At 61.0% G+C, this 21,275-nt stretch carries 16 protein-coding genes; 9 read left to right on the top strand and 7 right to left on the bottom strand.

Annotated features, from left to right (window positions below):
* The first annotated feature begins 186 nt into the window (after positions 1-186).
* The gene (locus QA648_RS07725) at positions 187-540 is read left to right on the top strand and encodes an RcnB family protein (protein WP_283050631.1); all 354 of its coding nucleotides are present in this window, start codon (positions 187-189) and stop codon (positions 538-540) included.
* A 188-nt stretch (positions 541-728) separates the two neighbouring features.
* Entirely contained in the window at positions 729-1,055 is a 327-nt protein-coding gene (locus QA648_RS07720; protein WP_283050630.1) for an RcnB family protein, read from the top strand.
* Positions 1,056-1,193: 138 nt separating this feature from the next.
* Here the strand turns inward: QA648_RS07720 and QA648_RS07715 are convergent, their stop codons facing one another.
* The gene (locus QA648_RS07715) at positions 1,194-8,300 is read right to left on the bottom strand and encodes a hypothetical protein (RefSeq protein WP_283050628.1); all 7,107 of its coding nucleotides are present in this window, start codon (positions 8,298-8,300) and stop codon (positions 1,194-1,196) included.
* A gap of 492 nt (positions 8,301-8,792) precedes the next feature.
* Here QA648_RS07715 and QA648_RS07710 point away from each other — a divergent pair, with 492 nt between their 5' ends.
* Together QA648_RS07710 and QA648_RS07705 are read left to right on the top strand one after the other, a co-directional pair.
* Positions 8,793-9,161, top strand: a complete 369-nt coding sequence (locus tag QA648_RS07710; RefSeq protein WP_283050626.1) for an Hpt domain-containing protein — start codon at positions 8,793-8,795, stop codon at positions 9,159-9,161.
* Between the two features lie 151 nt (positions 9,162-9,312).
* Positions 9,313-9,633: a 2Fe-2S iron-sulfur cluster-binding protein gene (locus QA648_RS07705; RefSeq protein ID WP_104823256.1), complete on the top strand. Its 321-nt coding sequence runs from the start codon at positions 9,313-9,315 to the stop codon at positions 9,631-9,633.
* Positions 9,634-10,058: 425 nt separating this feature from the next.
* Here QA648_RS07705 and QA648_RS07700 read toward each other — a convergent pair whose 3' ends face one another.
* The gene (locus QA648_RS07700; RefSeq protein WP_104825115.1) at positions 10,059-10,679 is read right to left on the bottom strand and encodes a DUF922 domain-containing protein; all 621 of its coding nucleotides are present in this window, start codon (positions 10,677-10,679) and stop codon (positions 10,059-10,061) included.
* Between the two features lie 178 nt (positions 10,680-10,857).
* Between QA648_RS07700 and folP the strand changes: the two genes are divergently transcribed.
* The 3 genes from folP to folK all read left to right on the top strand — a co-directional run bounded on the left by folP (position 10,858) and on the right by folK (position 12,525).
* Positions 10,858-11,646: a dihydropteroate synthase gene (folP, locus tag QA648_RS07695; RefSeq protein ID WP_283051259.1), complete on the top strand. Its 789-nt coding sequence runs from the start codon at positions 10,858-10,860 to the stop codon at positions 11,644-11,646.
* 5 nt (positions 11,647-11,651) lie between these two features.
* On the top strand, positions 11,652-12,014 hold the full coding sequence (folB, locus tag QA648_RS07690; protein WP_283051258.1) for a dihydroneopterin aldolase: 363 nt from the start codon (positions 11,652-11,654) through the stop codon (positions 12,012-12,014).
* Between the two features lie 61 nt (positions 12,015-12,075).
* Positions 12,076-12,525: a 2-amino-4-hydroxy-6-hydroxymethyldihydropteridine diphosphokinase gene (gene folK / locus QA648_RS07685; RefSeq protein WP_283051257.1), complete on the top strand. Its 450-nt coding sequence runs from the start codon at positions 12,076-12,078 to the stop codon at positions 12,523-12,525.
* Between the two features lie 108 nt (positions 12,526-12,633).
* On the opposite strand, the gene QA648_RS07680 is transcribed toward folK, so the two are convergent.
* From QA648_RS07680 to QA648_RS07665, 4 genes are all read right to left on the bottom strand, one after another.
* Positions 12,634-13,188, bottom strand: a complete 555-nt coding sequence (locus QA648_RS07680; RefSeq protein WP_104825113.1) for a hypothetical protein — start codon at positions 13,186-13,188, stop codon at positions 12,634-12,636.
* A 112-nt stretch (positions 13,189-13,300) separates the two neighbouring features.
* On the bottom strand, positions 13,301-14,389 hold the full coding sequence (locus QA648_RS07675) for a TIGR01620 family protein (protein ID WP_283050623.1): 1,089 nt from the start codon (positions 14,387-14,389) through the stop codon (positions 13,301-13,303).
* Complete coding sequence (locus QA648_RS07670; protein WP_283051256.1) at positions 14,386-15,861, bottom strand: YcjX family protein; 1,476 nt, start codon at positions 15,859-15,861, stop codon at positions 14,386-14,388. Before QA648_RS07670 ends, QA648_RS07675 begins: the two co-directional genes overlap by 4 nt.
* Positions 15,862-15,985: 124 nt before the next feature.
* Entirely contained in the window at positions 15,986-16,477 is a 492-nt protein-coding gene (locus tag QA648_RS07665; RefSeq protein ID WP_283050621.1) for a histidine phosphatase family protein, read from the bottom strand.
* Positions 16,478-16,756: 279 nt separating this feature from the next.
* Here QA648_RS07665 and dksA point away from each other — a divergent pair, with 279 nt between their 5' ends.
* Entirely contained in the window at positions 16,757-17,176 is a 420-nt protein-coding gene (dksA, locus tag QA648_RS07660) for an RNA polymerase-binding protein DksA (RefSeq protein WP_028753038.1), read from the top strand.
* 91 nt (positions 17,177-17,267) lie between these two features.
* On the opposite strand, the gene QA648_RS07655 is transcribed toward dksA, so the two are convergent.
* On the bottom strand, positions 17,268-18,242 hold the full coding sequence (locus tag QA648_RS07655) for a flagellar biosynthetic protein FliO (protein WP_283050618.1): 975 nt from the start codon (positions 18,240-18,242) through the stop codon (positions 17,268-17,270).
* A gap of 288 nt (positions 18,243-18,530) precedes the next feature.
* Here QA648_RS07655 and QA648_RS07650 point away from each other — a divergent pair, with 288 nt between their 5' ends.
* Positions 18,531-21,149: a cell cycle histidine kinase CckA gene (locus QA648_RS07650; RefSeq protein WP_104823250.1), complete on the top strand. Its 2,619-nt coding sequence runs from the start codon at positions 18,531-18,533 to the stop codon at positions 21,147-21,149.
* The last annotated feature ends 126 nt before the right edge of the window (positions 21,150-21,275 follow it).

The raw sequence follows: 21,275 nt of genomic DNA, 5'->3' as shown, positions 1-21,275 counted from the left end.
GATCATTCGCCCGCCTTCCTTTGCAAGGTGGGCGAAATTTTTTGAGTTGCCAACTTTAAGCACTCACTCGATTAACAAATGCTCGCAAACATATATTTCTATTACGAAATTGTAACACTATCTTCAGTTTCGTTTCATTGCTTTTGGGGTAATTTGTCCGCAGACATAAATTGAGGAAACACTTCGATGAAAAAGCTCTTCTCGGTCCTGCTCACCGCTTCGGTTTTGGCGACTCCGCTAGCGATGACGCCTGAAGCCAATGCAGCGCCGGCGAACAAGCAGGCTGTCGTCGAGAAAAATGTCGAGAAGAAGAAGATTGTCGTGCGCAAGGGCGGCTGGGTTACCGGTCGCCGGCTATCTACCGCCGATCGTAGCCGGGCTACCCGCGTCGACTATCGTCGTCATCACCTGTCGGCTCCGCCGCGCGGCTATTCACGGGCGCCTTTGCCGGCATGTTCGCCTTCGATACGTCGGGTCGGGCAAAGACGGCCGATTTCGACTGGTTCAATTACGACGAGCTCTGATTGTTTCGACTTTTGATCGATCATTCGCCCGCCTTCCTTTGCAAGGTGGGCGAAATTTTTTGAGTTGCCAACTTTAAGCACTCACTCGATTAACAAATGCTCGCAAACATATATTTCTATTACGAAATTGTAACACTATCTTCAGTTTCGTTTCATTGCTTTTGGGGTAATTTGTCCGCAGACATAAATTGAGGAAACACTTCGATGAAAAAGCTCTTCTCGGTCCTGCTCACCGCTTCGGTTTTGGCGACTCCGCTAGCGATGACGCCTGAAGCCAATGCAGCGCCGGCGAACAAGCAGGCTGTCGTCGAGAAAAATGTCGAGAAGAAGAAGATTGTCGTGCGCAAGGGCGGCTGGGTTACCGGTCGCCGGCTATCTACCGCCGATCGTAGCCGGGCTACCCGCGTCGACTATCGTCGTCATCACCTGTCGGCTCCGCCGCGCGGCTATCATTGGGTCCGCATCCACAACAGCTTCCTGCTCGTCGGTATCACCAGCGGCTTGATCTCCAAAGTGCAAGTCGTTCACTGAGTTCAGCTGCCCCATATCGGCAATGAGAAAGGCGATCCGATGGGCCGCCTTTTGTGACCGATCTTCCTGTATTCCGGCTTGAATCAAAAATCCCCGGCACGATGACCGGGGATTTCTGTTTGCGCAGTATCTAAGTTATCAGCTCAAGCGTCCCGCCGCGTGGGCCAGCATGGTGTAGACCTTGCCGGTGTCCGAGGTCAGGTAGGATTGCGTCACGCTGCGGTCGCGGTCGGTGCGGGCGACGTCCGCAAGCAGCTTTTCGAAATCGGCGATATAGCGATCGACAGCGGTGCGGAATTCCGGCTCGCGGTCGTACTTGCGCTTGATCTCGTCAAACGTCTGCTGGCCCTTCAGCGTATAGAGGCGGCGGGTGAAGACATCCCGCTCGCCGCGCTGATAACGGCGCCACAGATCAACCGAAGCATCGTGGTCGATAGCGCGGGCGATATCGACCGAAAGCGAGTTCAGCGATTCGACCACATGCCGCGGATTGCGCGCGACCGGCGCTGCTTCCGTCTGCGGGCGTGGTGCGGTCTGGCGAGCCGGCGGCAGGTCGGCAAGGTCGTCGCGCGATGCGCCGCGCAGGAGATCGCTGATCCAGCCACCACCTGCAGCCGTTTCCTGGCGGGCAGGAGCCGGGGTTTCGGCCGGACGCGGCTGCGGAGCAACCGGACGCTCGGCGAGGGTGCCTCGAAGGCCCAGAGCCTCGATCGGCGGCTGCTGAGGCTGAGACACCGACTGCTGTGGCTGAAGGACCGGCTGTTGCGGCGCTGGCTGCTGTGCCACCTGCTGAACGGGTGGCTGCGGTGCAGGCTGCTGAGGCCGAGGAGCCGGAGCGGGGGCGGCCGCAGCCGGAGTGGGCGCTGCCGGACGGGGACGCGGAGCCGGTTGCGCATCAGCCAGCGCACGGGCGGAAGGTTCGGAGATTTCCAACTGCTGCGTCGAGCGACCGACGATCTGCGAAATGTCCTGTAGAGCCTTGATCTGTTCGGCGACGGCGCGGCGCATGGCGGCCGCGCTTTCCTTGGCCTCTTCCGGCAGATCGAAGGCACCGCGCTTCAGTTCGCTGCGGGTCAGGTCGAGTTCCCTGCGGATATCGCCTGCCGAGCGGCGGATCTCGTCGGTTGCGCCCGAGAAGCGGCCGACGGCATCGTCAACGGCGACGCGCAGCGTCTCGCGCAATTGCTGGGCTGCGCCATCGGACGTCTTGCTGGCTTCCGTCAGCATATTCTCGATGTCGGCGATCGAAGCGGAGAGACCGCCGCGCAGACGGTTCGTCAGCTCGCCCGAGCGACGCTCGGCATTGGCAAAGGTACCGTCGATCGTCTGGTTGGCCTCTTCGCCTGCCTTCTGCAGCGCACTGCGCATGCTTTCTGCCGCCTGTTCAGCGCGGGATTCCGCATCGGAGAGCACGCGGCCGATATCGGCGAAGGAGGACTGAACGCCCTGACGCAGATTGCCGGTGACCTGGTTGGAGCGCTGTTCGGCGCGGTCGAAGGCGCTTTCCACCATGCTGCCGAGGGCGCGCATGGTGTTCTCGATTTCCTCCGAGCGCTGAACCAGGCCGATGGATAGGTTCTGCAGCGCCGTTTCGCGCTCTTCCAGCGTCGAGACGAGGTTCGATTGCGCGGCACCCAGAAGCTGGGAGGCCTGGGACAGGACCTTAGAATGCTCGTCGAAGCGGCCGATGATGCCGCCGACCTGCGACAATGTCTTGCCGGAAATATCCGAGAGCTTGTCGACCTTGCCTTCGAGAAGCCGCGTCGAGGCGGAAACCATCTCGCCTGCCTTCGATGCGGAGTCGGCAAACCGGGCTGACGTCGCGTTGAGGCGGTTGTCGATGGTGGCGAATTCCTCGGCAGCGCCGCTCAGCATGCCAGCGATTGCAGAGTTGTTTTCTGCCAGTCGCTCGATGATGCCGTTGACGCTGGCAAGCAGATTGTTCTCCAGCGCGCTGACTGCATTGGCGGCATGTTCGGTGCGGGCCGAGATCGCCGCCAGCGTATCGTTGGTACGCGATGCGATCGCGTTGATCAAAGCGGCGTTTTCCGCGCGCAGGCGATCGCTGCTTTCCTGAGCTGCGGCCGAGATCAGCGCTGCCGCTTCCTGGCCGGTGGCCGCGTAGCGGTCGACGATCGGGCGGGCTTTCTCTTCGATCAGGCGTGACAGCTCGCTAGAGCGACCGGCAAGCATGGAATTCAGCTCACGCGTGCGCTCGTCGAGCGAAGAGCGGATCGAAGTGCCACGGGCCTCAAGAGCCTTGTCAACATCGGCAAGCGTCGCGTTGATCTCGCGAGCGCGATCTTCCAGGCTGGTGCGGATCGCGTTGCTGCGTTCGTCGAGCGTGCGCTCGACCTGCGCCATGGTGGAGGCGATCTGTTCGCTGCCGCCGGCGAGCGTATTGCGGATGGCAGCACCACGGGCTTCCAGTGACTGCTCTGCGGAGGACAGAGCCTGCGAGATGGCGTTGACCTGATTGCCGACGAGACCCTCGGCCTCGGCGACCTTGTTGACGATCGCGTTGCCAGCCTCCGAGAAAGTCTGAGCGACTGCAGCCGCCTGGCTCGCCAGACGGTTATGTGTTTCCGAGACGCGCGTCACGATCTCTTCGGAACGCTCGTTCATGGAGCGAGTAAAGGCATCGCTGCGATTGCCGAGATCGTCGGCGAATTGCTGGCCGGTGCGGGCGAGCAGGTCTGCCGTGCGGGTCGCCTCGCTGTCCATGCCCTGAGCGGCGTCGGCAACTGCAGTGCGCAGCGTGGTGGCGAGGTTGGTGGCCTTGCCTTCGATGGTGCGGTTGACGGCTTCCAGACCGACATTCAGGGCGCGGTCCATGGTCGACAGGCGCTCTTCGATGTGGGCGCTGCCGCTTTCGAGCGCCTGGCTCAGATTGGCGGTGCGGCTGTCGATCGCCTCTGCCATGGTTGCCAGACGGTTGTCGAGCGCGGCTGCAATGCGGGCTGCAGCGTCGTCGCCGCTGCGGTCGATCTGAGAGATACCGCTCGAAAGCGTGTCGGACAGTCGGTTGCCGGCGGCATCGACCTGGGCGGCAACGCCGCCGACGCCATCATGAATGCGGTTTTCGAGGGCGGACAGGCTGGCTTCGACCCGCGAACCGGTTTCGGCGAAGCGGCTGGTCATGCCGTCGATCGACTGGTTAAGGTTGGTCGAGAAGGTCTCTGCCGAGCGCGTGATATCGCCGGCTGCCTGCTGAATGCGACCGGCAATATCGCCGGCGCCGCCATGCAGCCGCTCTTCGAGCGCTCGCGCGCTGGCGTCGATGGTCTGGCGCAGCGAAACTTCGCGATCTTCGAGCGACATTTCCAGCATGCTGGCGCTGGTGGCGATCGAGGTGCCGATCGCGGTCGCCTGTTCGGTCAACGTGTTGTCGAGCTGGGCATGGGCATCGCGGAGCGTCAGGCTGATGGCGTTGCTGCGATCTTCCAAGGTGTTGCGCATCCGCTCATAGGCGGAGGCAAGGTTTTCATCCATCTGCGACAGGCCGACACCCAGCGTATTTTCGAGCTGGCGCGTGGTGGTGTTGAGCGCATTTTCGATGCGCTCGGCCGAGCCGCCAACGACGTTTTCGATGCGGTTGCTGCTGCTGCCGAGTAGGCCGGAGAGCGCTTCGGTATGGGCGCTGAGCGAGCGATCGAGACGATCCTGGTTTTCGGTATAGGCGGCACGGATTGCATCGGCTTTGTCGCCAAACGCGCCGGCGACGCGGGATTCCGCACCGGATACGCTGTCGAGAAGAGCATCGGCGCGTGCTTCCAGGGCACTTTCGAAACGGCTCTGATTTTCGGCGAGCGTGATGGCGAATGCCATGCTCTTGTCATCGAGCGCATCGGTTAGCGCCGCATGGCCACTGGTAACGGAGTGGGCGATTGCCTCGGCGCTGTTTGCCAGCGTTTCCTCGATGCGAGCCTGATTGTCCGACAGGGCGATGGCAAGCGCCAGCGTCTTGTCGTCGAGGCTGTTGACGATCTTGTCGTGCGTGCCGGCGACCGTCTCGGAGAGCGCGTCCAGTCGGTTGGAAAGCGAATCTTCGAGGCGCGATTGCGTATCGGACAGCGAAATGGCCAAGGCCATCGCCTTTTCGTCCAGCGTATCGGCAAGGGCAGTGTGGCTGCCCGTGAAAGCGTTGGCGATCGCTTCCGCGCGGTTGGAAAGCGTTTCCTCGAGGCGCGCCTGGCCGCTCGTCAATGCTGCCGTGAGAGCCTTGGTCTTGCCCTCCAACGTATCGGCGACGCCTTCGGCGTGGCCAGACAGGGTATCCTCCAGGCGAGCCTGGCTTTCGGAGAGCGCAACGGCAAGTGCCATCGTCTTGTCGTCGAGCGTGTCGGCAAGTTTGCTATGGGTATCGGCAATCGCACTGGTCAGACCTTCGACGCGACCGGAGAGTGTCTCTTCTATGCGAGACTGGCTCTCTGAGAGCGCAACGGCAAGTGCCATCGTCTTGTCGTCGAGCGTGTCGGCAAGTTTGCTATGGGTATCGGCAATCGCGCTGGTCAGACCTTCGACGCGACCGGAAAGCGTTTCTTCGATGCGGGACTGGCTGTTGCTGAGTGCGGCGGCCAGCGCCCTCGTCTTGTCATCCAAGGTACTTGCCAGCGCGTTGTGCGTATCGGCAATCGCACCGGTGAAGCCCTCGACGCGACCGGACAATGTGTCTTCCAGGCGCGCTTGGCTGTCGGAGAGAGCAATGGCCAGCGCCATCGTCTTGTCGTCGAGCGTGTCGGTGAGCTTGTTGTGGGTCTCCGCCAGCGCGCTGGTCAGGCTCTCGGCCCGGCCGCTCAAAGTGTCCTCGATGCGCGACTGTCCGTCCGACAGCGCGATGGCGAGCGCCATGACCTTGTCGTCCAGAGTGTCGGCCAGCTTGCTGTGGGTTTCGGCAACCGTGCTGGCAATCGTATCGGCGCGGCTGGCGAGCGTGTTTTCAAGGCGAAGCTGGTTTTCGGCAAGCGAAATGGCCAGCATCGAGGTGCGCTCGTCGAGAGCCGCGGTCAGATGCTCGTGGCTGCCGGTGACGGCGTTGATGATACCCTCGGAGCGATCGGCCAGCGTCTGTTCGAAGCGCGATTGGTTGTCGGAGAGCGCGCCGAACAAGGCGCTGCTGCGCTCGGCCATGACGGCGTCGATGCGCTCATGCGCGGAGCCGAGTGCCTGCGTGATTTCGCCGGTGCGGGCCGACAGCGTATTGTTGATCTCGCTGGCGCGGCCAAGGAAGGTATTGGTCAGCTCGCTCGTGCCCTTGTTCAAGGCGGAGGAGATGTCCGAGGTCGCCGTCTGCAGCGCCTTGCTGAATTCGCCGGAATGCGCCGCAAGCGTGTCCGTAAGTTCGCCGGAGCGGCCGGCAAAAGCTGATGTCAGTTCCTCGGTGCCACTTTGCAGGGCGGCGGAGACATCGCGCGTCACGCCCTGGACCGCGGACGTGAAGCTGCCGGCATGCGAGGCGAGGGCGGAGTTCAGTTCGCTGGTGCCCGAGGTCAGGGCCGAGGTGATCCCGTTTGTTGCCCCTTCGAGAGCGGAGGCGATCTCGCCGGCCTTGGAGCCGATCGCGCTTTCCAGCACTTCCTGGCTGGTGGCAAGCGTCGTCGCCAGGGCAAAGGACTGGTCGGTCAGCGAAGAGCCGAGGCGCTCGATGCTGGAATTCAGGATGCCGTCGATGGCATCCGAGCCGCCGCTCAGCGTTTCATTGATCCGTGTCAGGCTTTCCGACAGCTTGCTGTCCAGCGAGCCGGCGCGCTTGTCGAAAGCGGAGGTGAATTCCGAGACGCGCTCGTCAAAGGCGGTCGAAATCTGCGCCACGGTCGACTGCATACGCTCCTCGAAGAAGCCGGAGCGCAGGTCGATGTCCATAATGGTGTCGTCTGCGGTCGACTGCAGGCTCTGGCGGAAGCTCGCGCCCTTTTCATCGAGGGCGGTGTTGAGCTTGGAGAGTACATCATCGAGCGTGCCGGTGATCGAGCGTTCGCTACCGGTCAAGCTCTCGCTGATTTCACGGGTGCGGGCGACCAGCGTCTCGTTCAACTGACGGGCGCGTTCGTTGAGCGCGGTGTTCAGCTTCTCGGTGTTGGCATCGAGCGTGGAGGCGCGGGTTTCGAACTGCCCCAACAGCTCCTTGCCGCGTTCCGCCAGCGTCGAGGACAGCGATTCAAGACGCGTGTCGAATTCCTGGCTCAACGCAAAGCCGGATGCATTGAGATTTTGCAGCAGGCTATCGGTCTTGGCGGCGAGGAGGGTGCCGAGCGCCTCTACGGCGGTATCCGTTTTCTCCATCAGCGTCGCAGCGCGCGTATCGATCATGGAGGCGAAAGCTTCGCCCGAGGTCGACAGCCGCACGGCAATTTCTTCGGTCGCCAGCGACAGATCTTCCTTGATCTGGTCGTGCACGCCGACGATCGACGAGCGGATGCGTTCGGCGTGGTTGACGATGGCATCGCGTTCGGAGCCGAGCTCATGCACGAGGCCGCGCACGCGCAGTTCGTTGTCGGCGTAGCTGCGCTCCAGCGCGTTGACCTCGGTATGAACGAGCGTCTCGAGTTCGGTGGCGCGAGCAATCGTCCGCTCGATGCCTTCGTTCATGGCCGAGACTTCGCGGCGCACGGCCTGACCGACCGTCATGATGCGCTCGGAAGCGACGGTTTCCGGCTCGGCGAGCCGCAGCGCCACTTCCGCCATCGAACGAGCTGCATTGCGCATATCCTGCGCGCGCGAAATCATTATGCCGAAAGCATAGAACAGAAGGACGGGAACGATGATGCCGATGATGCAGGCGATGACGCCGGGGAGGGCGGCGAGATCGGCGACCGTGCGGATATTCAAGAGTTGCGGGCCGTAAAGCAGGAAAGCGAGGCCGATGCCGCCGACGATCCAGAACAGCGAGAAGATGGTCGCGTTGCGTACGGCGCGGCTCTGAGAACCGCCATCGAGGGATTTCAGGATGCTGGCCGGGCTGACGCGATTGGCGTCATTGGCCGGAGCAAAGATCGGGCTCTTCGGCACTTCGGTCGGTCGAGCCGCTGCGGCGGCGCTCCGCGCAGCGGCTGCCTTGCGTGCCGCATCATCCTGAGTCTGTCTTGCAGGCGGATTCGATGGCTCAGACACTCTTGTCTCCGGGGTGTCAGGCGTTGAACCGCTGCGAGGCTCCAAGTTCTCGTCACTGAAATCGATCTGCAAAGCTTCGTCCAAAGCCTGAAAGGCCTTGTCCTCGATCGACTCGATGTACTTTTTGTTCGCCATACGGTTACGCCTCGTTACAACTCGATCGGGCCTGCCGTGTCTTCTCCGGAAATCCGCCAACGTCCGGAAAAGACGAACCTGCCTCCCGTTAGGTTACCCGCCTTCGGCTGAGACCGGAGATGGATTTCCCATTACATTTCATAGTGGATACCCGCTTTTTCAAACGGATGATATTAAAACATTACCACTATCCACCCCTTGGGCAAAGGCATGCGCCATGAACCCAATTTGCCAGTACCGTAGTGACACATTCCCCCAAGCGTGACAATTAATTCCACGGTTGGGACACTGTCCCATTAAGTCATTGTTAACACTTTTCGTCTGCGCAAATTCCTGAAAACCTAATAATTTAGCCATGTTTAACGCGCGTTAACCATGTCGGCAGATTTAAGGTCCAACTGTCCCAAAATTTAACTCGATCGCCATCGGCAGGCCGCAACCATACGGCAAATCCCAGAGACAGTTATAGATATAAGACGGGAGAGTTGGCATATGGCAGCATTGAATATCGCATTCGAAGCCCCGGACAATTCGCGGGGCGCAGCGCCGTCGCGGGAACGGGCGATCGATCTGGTTCACCTGGCAAAGCAGACGATGGGCGACAAGGCTCTGGAAGTGGAAGTGCTTCAGATGTTTGCCCGGCAGGCACGTTCCTGTCTGCAGGAAATCGGTTGCGGCGACCGCAAGCGCGCGATCGCCGCATCGCATCGGTTGAAGGGTGCGGCAAGTGCCGTCGGCGCGTTCAAGGTGGCCGACGCCGCCAATGCGCTTGAGAGCGATGTCGGTGACGCCGCGCGCATGGCTGCGGTCACGGCCTGCGTCCTCGAGGCTGAGAATTTCATTTTGAAGTTGTCGCGTTGAGCTGACGCCGCCCGAAATCACCTAATGTTTGCCCTTGCGCTGCCAAACGGTTTCTGCCGTTTCGGCGGCGCAATTGTTGACTGCCCCCGGGAATTGTTGGAAGAAAAATTCCGGATCCTCCCTTCACTCACGAATACCGGAATTCATTCACATGACCAAACTGACCATCGTTGCTTTCGACGGCACCCGTTTTGATCTCGACGCCGACGAGGGCTCCACCGTGATGGAAAATGCCGTGCGCAATTCCGTGCCGGGCATCGAGGCGGAATGCGGTGGCGCCTGCGCTTGCGCCACCTGTCATGTCTACGTCGATGAGGACTGGGCCGAAAAGGTCGGCGGCCCGGAAGCAATGGAAGAAGACATGCTGGACTTCGCCTTCGATGTCCGTCCGACTTCGCGTCTGTCCTGTCAGATCAAGGTGACGAAGGCACTTGATGGCCTCGTCGTGCATGTTCCGGAGCGCCAGGCCTAAGTCCATCTCCCGAGAATGCGGGCCGTTTGGAACGCGTCCACAAAAAAGAAGCCCCGCTCAGCTTGTCGCAGCGAGCGAGGCAAGGCGGGCGCATCACCAACAGGCAAGGGAGGAAACACCTGCGGCTTCAGGACGCGCCAGGAGAACACTGGACACACGCGTTAAACACTGAACTCGACAGCGCGGCGGGACGAACGAACCCGTCACGCAAAAACTTTGATCGGTCTTTGCGAAAACCCCTCTGGCTTCCGATAACAATCCGGCTGAGCGGATCGACGCGATATGCAATAGGAAAAACCTATTTCAGATTCTCGTAAAGTTCAAAAATGAGAAGTTGTGAATGATTCACAGGTATAGTGACAGTTTTCACACAGATTGTTGTGATCAGAGCGCCATTTCGCGAAAAAAGATCTGTTAGCGACCTGTCATTCACCAGTTTGCTGGCTGCGATAGGTCATCAGCCTCTGGATGCGGCTCTGAAAATTGATCGCTTCGATTTTGTCGAATCGGGCCTGATCCTCGTCATGCAACTGCGTTTCCTGCGTGGTCACTTCGTTTGCCTGGTCCTGAAGCGTGTCGCAGTCCTTTGCCGAAGGCAGGGCAAGGATCGATTTTTCCATCCGCCGCGCATGTTCGCGCGCAATTTCCGCATGCCGATCCTCGTGGCGGCGGATATCCGCCGAAAGCGTATCCCAAATCATCGATAGCTGCCGGGTCGCATGCCGACGGTCGCGCCAGCGCGGCAGAATGATTTCGGTATCGACCGTGATCTTGACGTCGGAAATATAGCAGCGGCCGTTCCGCTCCGCATATGTCGCATTGCCGCCGAAGCGAACCTTGGTTGCGCCGGGATGGCGGCTGCTGGAACCCATCGTAACCGGTCCGTGCGCATTCAACGCCGCATCGAGCGCATCGGCGCTGTCTCCTTTGATATCGAAGTAAGAGACGGATTTGTGAGCAACCACCTCCGCATCGGCGCCGCTGGAAATGCCGCACAGAAGCAACAGGATAAGCGAGACCCGGATCTGTCGGGGTGCAAACGGCATTCGTGCTGCTACCAGGTTGAACTTCGGCGGAGCTTGCGGCATAGCCACTGCAAGCGCAATATCCGGCGCGAGGTTTTTTCATTTTCAATGGGATGGACGGATCGTGACAGAGCTTCGCAGCCATAGCTGGCATGTCGCGCATGGGCGCAGCCTCGATGTCGGCGAACGGAGCGCCATCATGGCGGTCGTCAATGTGACGCCGGATTCCTTTTCCGACGGCGGACACTACGAGGCCGTCGACACCGCGGTCGCACATGCTCTTGCCTGCGTGGAGGAGGGCGCTGCGATCATCGATATCGGCGGGGAATCGACCAAGCCAGACGTTGAGGCAGTCAGCGCCACGGAGGAGCAAGGTCGTGTTCTGCCCGTCATCGAGGCGTTGCGTGGCAAGACGGATGCGCTGATCTCCATCGATACCTATCGTGCCGATACCGCTAGACTGGCGATCAGCGCCGGCGCGCATATCGTCAACGATGTCTTCGGCCTGCAGCGCGAGCCTGAAATCGCGGCATTGGCAGCCAAGACCGGCGCCGGGCTTTGCATTATGCATACCGGCCGCGAACGGGCAAAGCTTCCCGATGTCATCGACGATCAGGTGCTGTTTCTCAGCCGATCGCTCGATATCGCAGCAGCCGCCGGCGTGAACAGGCAGAATATCGTCCTCGACCCCGGTTTCGGTTTCGCCAAGGATGTCGAGGAGAATCTGGAGCTGATGGCGCGCTTCACGGCACTGCTCCGCTTCGAACTGCCTTTGCTGGCCGGCACATCGCGCAAACGATTCATCGGTGCGGTGACCGGACGGGATGCGCCGGATCGGGATGTGGGAACTGCGGCGACCAGCGCTATATTGCGTTTGCAGGGTGCTGCAATTTTTCGGGTACACAATGTCGCAATCAACAGGGATGCCCTGGCGGTTGCCGATGCTATCCTCAAGACACGGGCGAAACTAGGCGGCAGGACGCCATGAGCGATATGATCTACACCATCACCCTTCAGAACTGCGCTTTCTTCGCCCGCCATGGCGTGCACGACGAAGAAGAATTCCTCGGCCAGCGCTTCTTCGTCGATGCCGAGCTCGATGTCGAAGCCGGCGCTGCATTGGAGCAGGATTCGATCGACGATACCGTCAATTACGGCATCGCCTTCAGCGTTATCGAGGAGATCGTCACCGGGCGCCGCCGCTACCTGATCGAGGCGCTGGCCCTCGATGTCGCGAAGGAATTGTGCCGGCGCTTTCCGAGCGTGCGCCGGGCGAAGATCTCGGTGCGCAAACCCAATGCCCCGGTTCCCGGCGTTCTCGATTATGTGCAGGTGAGCGTTGAGCATTTTGCCTGAGACCGGACAAACGCGCGCCACCCTCGGCCTCGGCGGCAACCTCGACAATCCCGTCAAAGCCATGGCGCTTGCCTTGCGCGCGCTTGATGCGCGCACCGACTGCCACGTCGCTGCGGTTTCCCGCCTTTACCGTACGCCGCCCTGGGGCAAGACGGACCAATCCTTCTTCTACAATTCGTGCGCAGCGGTCGATACGACGCTGTCGCCGGAGGCGCTGCTCGATGTCTGCCTGGGTATCGAGCGGGATATGAAGCGGGTGCGTATCGAACGCTGGGGGCCGCGGACGATCGATATCGATATCCTGACCTATGGCGATCTTGAGCGAGCCGAACCGCTGTTGGAGATCCCGCATCCGCGTATGACCGAACGCGGCTTCGTGCTGATGCCGCTTGTGGATTTCGCGGCCGACCTCGTGGTTAGCGGTCGCAAGGTGGCGGATTGGTTGAGCGAAGCGGATGTGCAGGGAATAGAGGTGGCGGACGAAAATCGCGATTGGTGGAAACCGGCGTAACGCCAATGCTGCCGTCCCCTGCTCGATGAAGGCATCTCGGTCGGAAACGAAAAACGCCTCCGCCTGATCGCATCAGGCGGAGGCGTCATTGCCGTCAGTGCATAAACGTTACTGGATTGACCCGACAGCCATTTGGTCGATATCGGCGGCCCGCTGCAGCGTCACGCCGATGACGGGCACCATCTGATCGTTGACCTTGACGGAAATCGTTACGTTCATCGTCTTGTTGTCAGCGACGCGGGCGATCATGGCGCCGTTCAGCTTCTGGCGATTGAGGCCAAGGACCACGGTGCCGTCGTTGACTGTGCCCGACGTGACGTCCAGGCCCTTGCCGGCCGCGCCGTCCAGGAATTTCCCGGTATAGCTGCCGCCGTTCTGGGTGATTTCCGCCGTCATCGGCTGCTGGAAGACGCCGACACGGCAAGTTCCGTCGAGTTTAACACCGGCCGTGCCGCCGTTGAGCGCCTGGCCCGTCAGGTTGCAGGTGAATTTCGTGCCCTTGTACTTGCCGGCGACGATCTCGCCCGGGCCTCGCCATGAGCCGGCGACGGACTGAAAGAAGGCCTTGTCACGGGATGCCGCATCGGCTGAATGCACCCAAGCTCCTGCAGAGAGGGCTGCGGCGGCAAAGCCGCAAACAAGAAGAAATTGGCGCGAAAACATGGACATTCCCTAACGAAGAGGAACCGGAAACTGGTTTCCACTTTTGCCTTAGAATGGTTAATGCTTGGTTTCTTATGGAGGTAAAAGCCGCCTTTACAGGCGTTTGCTGCACTCAGCGGCCGGTCACGTTTGGCGCCAGATCCCCGACGAAATCGCCGATACCCGGCCGTTTCAGCACTTTGAACGACAATGGCCGGCAGAGATCCATCGCAGCGATGCCGATGCGCGCCGTCATCATGCCGTTGACAACGCCTTCACCCAGCCGGGCCGAGAGTTTTGAGGCCAAACCGTGGCCGATCAACTGCTGCACGATGCTGTCGCCGACGGCAATGGAGCCGGTAACCGCGAGGTGAGCGAGCACGTCGCGCATTAGCCTGATCATGCCGAGCGTGCCCGGCCTGCCGCCATAGAGCTCCGCCATGGCGCGCACCAGCTTGGCCGATTCGTAGAGCACATAGAGAATGTCGACCAGCGCACGCGGGCTGACGGCCGTGACAACCGAAACGCGTTTGGACGCGCCGAGAATCAGCGCCCGGGCTCGGCGATCGAGCGGACCGAGCAGTTCCCGTTCGGCAAGGTCGATCAAATGCGGCGCGTCGATAATATCGTTTTCCGCCGCTTTCAACGTCGCGCGGCCCTTCGCCGTTTCCGGATTGGCTTCCAGAAGCGAGCAGAGGCGTTGGACCAGGGCTTTTGCGCGTGCCGGACGTGTCTCCACACTGGCGGCTTCGGCCTCCGCTTTGATCGTCTGCACGGCCGCAAGCCGCATCATGCCCGCAGTCTCGCGAATGACGATGGCGAGGACGGCGAGGATGCCGATGCCGAGCACCGCAAGGGCGGTATAGCCCAACCAGTCGGCGCGGCTGAAGAGATCGCGAATCAACTGGTCGGTCCACAGACCGAAGGCGAGCGACACAAGAATGCCGAAGGCGCCGGCGGCGATCTTGCCGAAAGAGAAACCTCGGCGGCGCGGCGCGGCCACCGCTGTTTCAGCATCGGGAGCGGCGAAAGCAGGGTTGAGGAATGGATCTTCCTCATCCGGCGTCAGCACGATTTCCGTATCGAAACTCTGTGGCTTGCGGCGCGGCGCCTCCGCAGCCGCTTTTGCAGCCGCATCGCCTTTCGACATTTCCGGCTCGACCGAAAAGGCGGCGGGACGGCGGGAACTGCCTCTGGGATCGTCTGCGGTCGGCTTCGTCATGCGAGGCGGTCTCCGAACAGGAACTGCATGGCGCGGTCGAGGCGGATATGCGGCACGGAAAGTTTAATGCCGGCGCCGGTCTCGCCCAGCTCCGGCGGGCGGAAGCGGACGACGCTCACCTCGGGCAGATGGACGCTTGCGGCACCTGGTTCAAGCGCATCGAACAGCCATCGCGGATTTTCCGGGAGGTCGCCGGGGAAAACAGCCGTTTTGCGGTTGCCGTCGAATGTCTCGCCGGCGATGGCCTCACGATCCATCGGCGTGCCGACGATGACGGGAAGCGTATGACCGTCGCGTTTTACCGTGGCCTCACGCGTGGCACGGACAGAGGCGATCGCCATGACCTCGATGCCGGCGCCGGCCATGCCGATCCGTTCGATGGCGCGTTCCACCAGGCGGCGGGTCAGAGCCTCCAGCCGGTCGTGACTTTCGTGATGAAGATGATCGGCCTTGGTGGCGGCGACCAGTACGCGGTCGATGCGGCGGCCGAGCAGCGAGGAGAAAAAGGAATTGCTGCCAGGACGGAAGCAGGCAAGCACATCCGTCAGCGCGCGCTCCAGATCCTGAACCGCTTCCGGGCCACGATTGATGGCCTGCAGTGCGTCGACGAGGACGATCTGCCGGTCGAGGCGGGCGAAATGCTCGCGGAAGAAGGGTTTTACGACGACGGACTTATAGGCCTCGTAGCGGCGCTCCATCATTGCCCATAGCGAGCTCTTCTGCGCTTTGCCTTCCGGCGGAGGCACCAGCGGCGCGAAGGTCAGTGCCGGTGAACCGTCGAGATCGCCGGGCAGCAGGAAACGGCCGGGGGGCAAGGTGGACAGCGAACGTTCGTCAGATTTGCAGGCTTTGAGATAGCTGGAGAAAGCGGCGGCGAGTTCGCGCGCAATTGTCTCGTCCGCGGATGCGGAGGCATCGGTTGCCTGCGTTATCGCCAGCCATGCACGCGACAGCTCCGCGCGAATACCGGTTTTCGCCAGCATCAGTGTTTCCTCACTGAAGGCGCGGAAGTCCTTGCCGAGCAATGGCAGGTCAAGCAGCCATTCGCCGGGATAATCGACAATGTCGATGGAAAGGCGGCCCGGCGAAAACAGCCGGTTCCAGCCGCTGGCGCTCTGATAATCCAGCGTGATGCGCAGTTCCGAGATGGCCCGCGTAGAATCCGGCCAGACACGCTCCTTCACCAGCGCGCGGATATGGTCCTCATATTGGAAACGCGGGACCGCGTCGTCCGGCTGCGGCTCGAGGCGTACGGCGGAGACCCGGCCGGATTGCACCGGCTCGAACAGCGGCAGGCGACCGCCGTTCAGCAGATTGTGCACCAGGGAGGAAATGAAAACGGTCTTGCCGGAACGGGAAAGGCCGGTAACTCCGAGCCGGATCGTCGGATTGACGAGGCCTGTCGTGCGGTCGACGAGATTATCGAAGGCGATCAGGGCGTCGTCTGTGAAGGAGGTCAGGCTCGGCGGCAAGGCGAAATCCCAGAGTGACAGCGTCACGGTCAATATAGGAAGCAATGCGAGGCCCGAAAAGAGACCGGACTTTGCGGGTCAGGGCCACAAGATAATCGCTCGATCGGATATCTTGCTGCTGAGCCTATTCCGTGACGAAATCCGTGAGAACCCAGCCCGACGGCGTGAAGTCGATGACGGCGAGCCCGGCGGTCGGAAAACCCTTGGGCAACGCAGAGACCAGGGCTTTATGGCCGATCAGCGCTTCCAGCGCATGTTCAATGGTAGGATTGTGGCCGACCAGCATGACCGAATCCTCGTTCACCTGCGACGAAATAATGTCGAGATAGGTGTCCGTCGTGGCGTCGTACAGCTCATCGACATAGCGAAATTCGGTAGCGGGGCTCATGGCGCGGCGGATGGCGTCGGCAGTCTGGCGGCAGCGCTGCGCCGTCGAGGAGATGACGAGATCCGGCTTATAGTCCTTGTCGACAGCTTTTTCGGCGACGATCTCGGCCGCGGCATAGCCATGATCGCTGAGCGCACGATCGAAATCCTTCTGGCCGGACGTGGCTCGCTGAGCCTTGGCATGACGCAACAGGTAAATCCGAGAGGGCGGCGGCTTAATGCTGGTCATAGCGGAATTCCCATGCTCGATTTCCCCTGACGTACCGCCTGATCCTATATGCCGTCAACTGCGGAGCAATCGGGGACACGGGGAGGTTGGCGCTCATTCACGCGAAGGTTATGGTTCTACCACATTTTCGGCTTCGCCAATATATAGTGAAAAAATAAACCTTTAGCCCAATTTTATGACAAATTTAAAAATCCATTTACCACGTCTATTTGGCTTGAATCGATACTACCGGTTGGGATATACAGCGCGCCATATGAGATGTTCTTCAGGAGAATCGCGTTGAGTGAGAAGATCGATCTTAGCAATTATGTGCCCTCGGAAGACGAGGAGTTCATGAATGGAAACCAGCGGGCTTACTTTCGCGCAAAGTTAGTCGCCTGGAAAAATGATATCCTAAGAGAAGCGCGCGAAACCCTCGACCACCTGGCCGAAGAAAGCGCAAATCATCCCGATCTCGCTGACCGGGCTTCTTCCGAAACCGACAGAGCCATCGAACTTCGGGCCCGCGACCGTCAGCGCAAGCTTATCTCGAAAATCGACGCCGCGTTGCAGCGCATCGAAGATGGCACCTACGGTTACTGCGAGGAAACCGGCGAGCCGATCGGTCTCAAGCGTCTGGACGCCCGTCCGATCGCGACCCTGTCGATCGAGGCGCAAGAACGCCACGAGCGCCGCGAGAAGGTCTATCGCGACGAATAGGTCTCGGACCTCCGATTGGAGCGAAAAATTGAGGCACGGCGGAGATTTCCGTCGTGCCTTTTTCATGTTCGCAGGAGCGGTTGGCCGCGCCTCATTTGTCGCGGTTGACGCTCATTTCGCCGAAAATGCGGGCGACCTCTTTCTGAAGCGCGGTATCCGCCCCGGTCATCGGCGGCAGTTCCGGATCGCGGCGCTGCGCCGGGGAGGCCGCAGGCTGCTGAATCTGCCGTTGCGGCACATTCGGGATGATCCGTTCCGCGGTAAGATTGTTTGACATTTCCGCTTCCAATATGCGCTGGAAATCGGCGCCGGGCTCGCGCACTGGCGGCGGTGCCACCACGGGCGGCGCCGAAGCGACTGCGGGCGCAATCGGCTGGCGGATCGGCTGCGGAGAGGCGGCCATGGGCTGGTGGACAGGCTGTGGGGCGGCAGCGACACGCGCCGGCTCTTGCGGTAGTACGTGCCGACGAGCGGCATCGAGAATATCGGCGACTTCCGCTTCCCCCAGCATCGCCACCGATTCGGGCGTGCGCTGTTGTGGCGCCAAGGCGGGTTGCGGGCGCTCGGCCGCCGGCGCGACATGAAGATGAGCCGGTTCAACGGCAGCACTGGGTTCCGGCGGCATATAGGCTTCGACCGCAGCTTTCTGGAGGACGGGTGGCTCGGAAGCGGTCGCCGGCAAATGATCGAGGCGCGGGGCTTCCTGCGCCGGTTCCAACCGGCGTTCGTAGGCCAGCGGCGTTCCGACTGGGGTCGGTGCCGGCATGCCTGCTTTGGCGGCATCGGAAATCCCCGACTCAATGACGATATCGGTCGGGCCGCCGATCATGATAAGATGTTCTATGCCATCGCGCCGTACCAGCACCAGCCGGCGGCGAGCGTCGACGGCGGCGGCGTCCAGCACCTGCAGGCGAGGCTGACGGTTCTTGCCGCCGCGCACGAAAGGCGAGGGCGCTCGGTTGCGGAAGATCCAGAGGATGCAGATCAAGAGGAGGAGGGCAATGCCGACCCCACCGGCTGCAAGGAAAAAGCGACTGCCATAGGCCCCGGCGATTTCGTCCCACATTTCGAGATACTCCGTAATTGTTCCCCAATGCCGCAGCCTTGCCGTTAAAACGACCGGTCCCGCGTCCGCACCTTTGTCTCGATATGAGGCGATCATATGGACAGGTCCGCTCCGGAAACAAGATAGATCGTAATTTGTCCAGCGCTCTTCCTTGTGAATACAGGCCTTTCTAGCCCCGCAAAGCTTTTTGCTGATGCGGCAAATTGCTAAAGAAGATTCGAAAGTTCCGAATCCGGCGATCCGTCAAGTGCATGACGTGAGAAGGAAGAGGGCGGAGACGAGGGGTTTATGACGAAGCAGCGTCAGTCCGACGAGTATAGCGTGCCGCTGGTGGATCGCGGGGTTCGTTCGGGCACCGTGCTGCGCATCATCCTGCTCGCCCTGGTGCTGGTGGCCGCCGCCGCCGCTTTTGTCGTTTTCAAGGACCAGCTCGACAATGAAACCGTGCTTGGCGGGCTCGGCATTCTCGCCATGGTCGGCATCTTCTTTCTCGTCTCCTCGATTATCGGTTTCGTGGAAGTCATGCCGCAGACGCAGTCTGACAGCCTGGCGCGCTCATTCCTGAACAGCCATCCGGACGGCACGCTGATCACGGATGAAAAGGGCCGCATCGTCTACGCCAACGGCGCCTATGGCCGGTTGACGGGCGCGGCCAAGGCGACCGACGTCCAATCGCTGGAAACGCTGCTGTCCCGCAATCGCGAATCCAACGAAGCGCTTTATCGCCTTGCCAACGGGCTGCGCGACGGCAAGGAGGGTTCGGAGGAGTTCCGGCTCTTGAAGCCGCTCGGTCCCGGAGAGAGCAATGGCAACGGCGCGCATTGGTATCGCCTGAAGGCGCGTGTGCTGCCGCCTGAGCAGGGGCGCGGCAAAGCGCTACATATCTGGCAGATCACCGACATCACTTCGGAGCGGGATGATCAGGAGCGTTTCTTCAAGGAATTGCAGAACGCCATCGACTATCTCGATCATGCGCCGGCCGGCTTCTTTTCAGCCGGCCGCAAGGGCGAAATCTTCTATCTGAACGCGACGCTCGCCGAATGGCTGGGCTTCGATCTGACCAAATTCACGCCGGGCTCGATGACTATCGGCGATCTCGTGGCCGGCGAGGGGCTGACGCTGATCCAGTCCGTTCAGGCCGAACCCGGCCTGAAAAAGACGGTGACGCTCGATCTCGATCTGCGCCGCGCCAACGGCCAAAGCCTGCCGGTGCAAATCGTCCACAGTGTCACCTCGATGCGTGACGGGGCGCCTGGCGAAAGCCGCACCATCGTGCTGACACGGCAGAATGGAGGCGACAACGATCAGTCGGCCTCCGTTGCGGCGATGCGCTTCAGTCGCTTCTTCAACAACACGCCGATGGCGATCGCCTCCGTGGACGGTGCAGGTCGCATTCTGCGCACTAACGCACCCTTCCTGAAGCTCTTCTCCGATCTCGTTTCGCGCGACGATATCGAGCGTGGCGCCGCCCTCGAGAGCATCGTCTTTGACGCTGACCGGCCGCGGCTGGAACAGGCACTTGCCGCCGCCAAGGATCGGCAGGGCGATATCCCGCCGATCGATTCGCGCAATCCGAAGGACGACACACGGCATTTCCGCTTCTATATCAATGCCGTCATCGATCAGACCGACGAAGCGCCCGAAGAAGCGGCCATCGTCTACGCCGTTGAAGTGACCGAGCAGAAGGCGCTGGAAACGCAGATGGCGCAGACGCAGAAACTGAACGCGGTCGGCACGCTCGCCGGCGGCATTGCGCATGATTTCAACAATGTGCTGACGGCGATCCTGTTGTCATCGGACCATCTGCTGCTGCAGGCAAGGCCATCCGACGCGAGCTTCGCCGATCTGATGGAGATCAAGCGCAACGCCAACCGCGCCGCCGTGCTGGTGCGGCAGTTGCTGGCCTTCTCGCGCAAGCAGACGATGCGGCCGACGATCCTCAATCTGACGGATGTGATCGGTGACCTGCGTATGCTGGTGGACCGGTTGCTGTCGGGTACGCATGTCAAGCTGGATGTCGACTATGGCCGCGATCTCTGGCCGGTGAAGACCGATCTGTCGCAGTTCGAGCAGGTGCTGATCAACCTCTGCGTCAACGCCCGCGACGCCATGCCGGAGGGCGGCACGCTGACGCTGCGCACCCGCAATTTGTCGGCAACGGATGTGGCTGCCTTCAACTATGCCTATCTGCCGCATGAGGAAATGGTGCTGGTCGAGGTCAGCGACACGGGTACGGGGATCGCGCCCGACATCATGGACAAGATCTTCGAGCCCTTCTTCACGACGAAGGAAGTGGGCAAGGGCACCGGGCTTGGCCTAGCCATGGTTTACGGCATCATCAAGCAATCGGGCGGCTACATCCACCCGGAATCCGAAGTCGGCAAGGGCACGACCTTCCGCATCTTCCTGCCGCGCCATATCGTCGAAATTCCGACTGTTATCGAAGGCCAGGCCTCCGAAAGCCGGGATATCTCGGCGATGGACCAGAGCGTTGCCGCTGTCGTCCCGCCGCCGGAGGAGCCTGCGGACCTCACCGGCAAATCGGCCGTCGTTCTGCTTGTCGAGGACGAGGAGGCGGTGCGCAGGGGTGGCAAGCGCATGCTCGAGACGCGTGGCTATACCGTCTATGAGGCGGGATCCGGCGTCGAAGCGCTCGATATCATGGATGAACTCGACGGACAGGTGGATGTCGTCGTTTCCGACGTCGTCATGCCGGAGATGGACGGACCGTCGCTGCTGCGTGAATTGCGCAAGAAATATCCCGATATGAAGTTCATCTTCGTATCCGGCTATGCCGAAGATGCCTTTGCCCGCAACCTGCCGGCCGATGCCAAGTTCGGCTTCCTGCCGAAGCCTTTCTCGCTGAAGCAGCTTGCCGTCGTGGTCAGGGAAACGCTGGATCGCTAAGTGAGGGAGGCCGGGTAAAGCGCTGTTTTGATGCGCTTTATCGCTCTGCGAACCAAAGAAATATGCAAGCTTTGGACGATACCGGCGTCACAAGTCCAACGTTCACCATTGCCATTCCAATCTGAT

This window comes from Rhizobium sp. CB3171 (assembly GCF_029714265.1).
In the GTDB taxonomy this organism is placed as follows: Bacteria; Pseudomonadota; Alphaproteobacteria; order Rhizobiales; family Rhizobiaceae; genus Rhizobium.
This window is presented reverse-complemented; position numbering and strand designations above follow the sequence as displayed.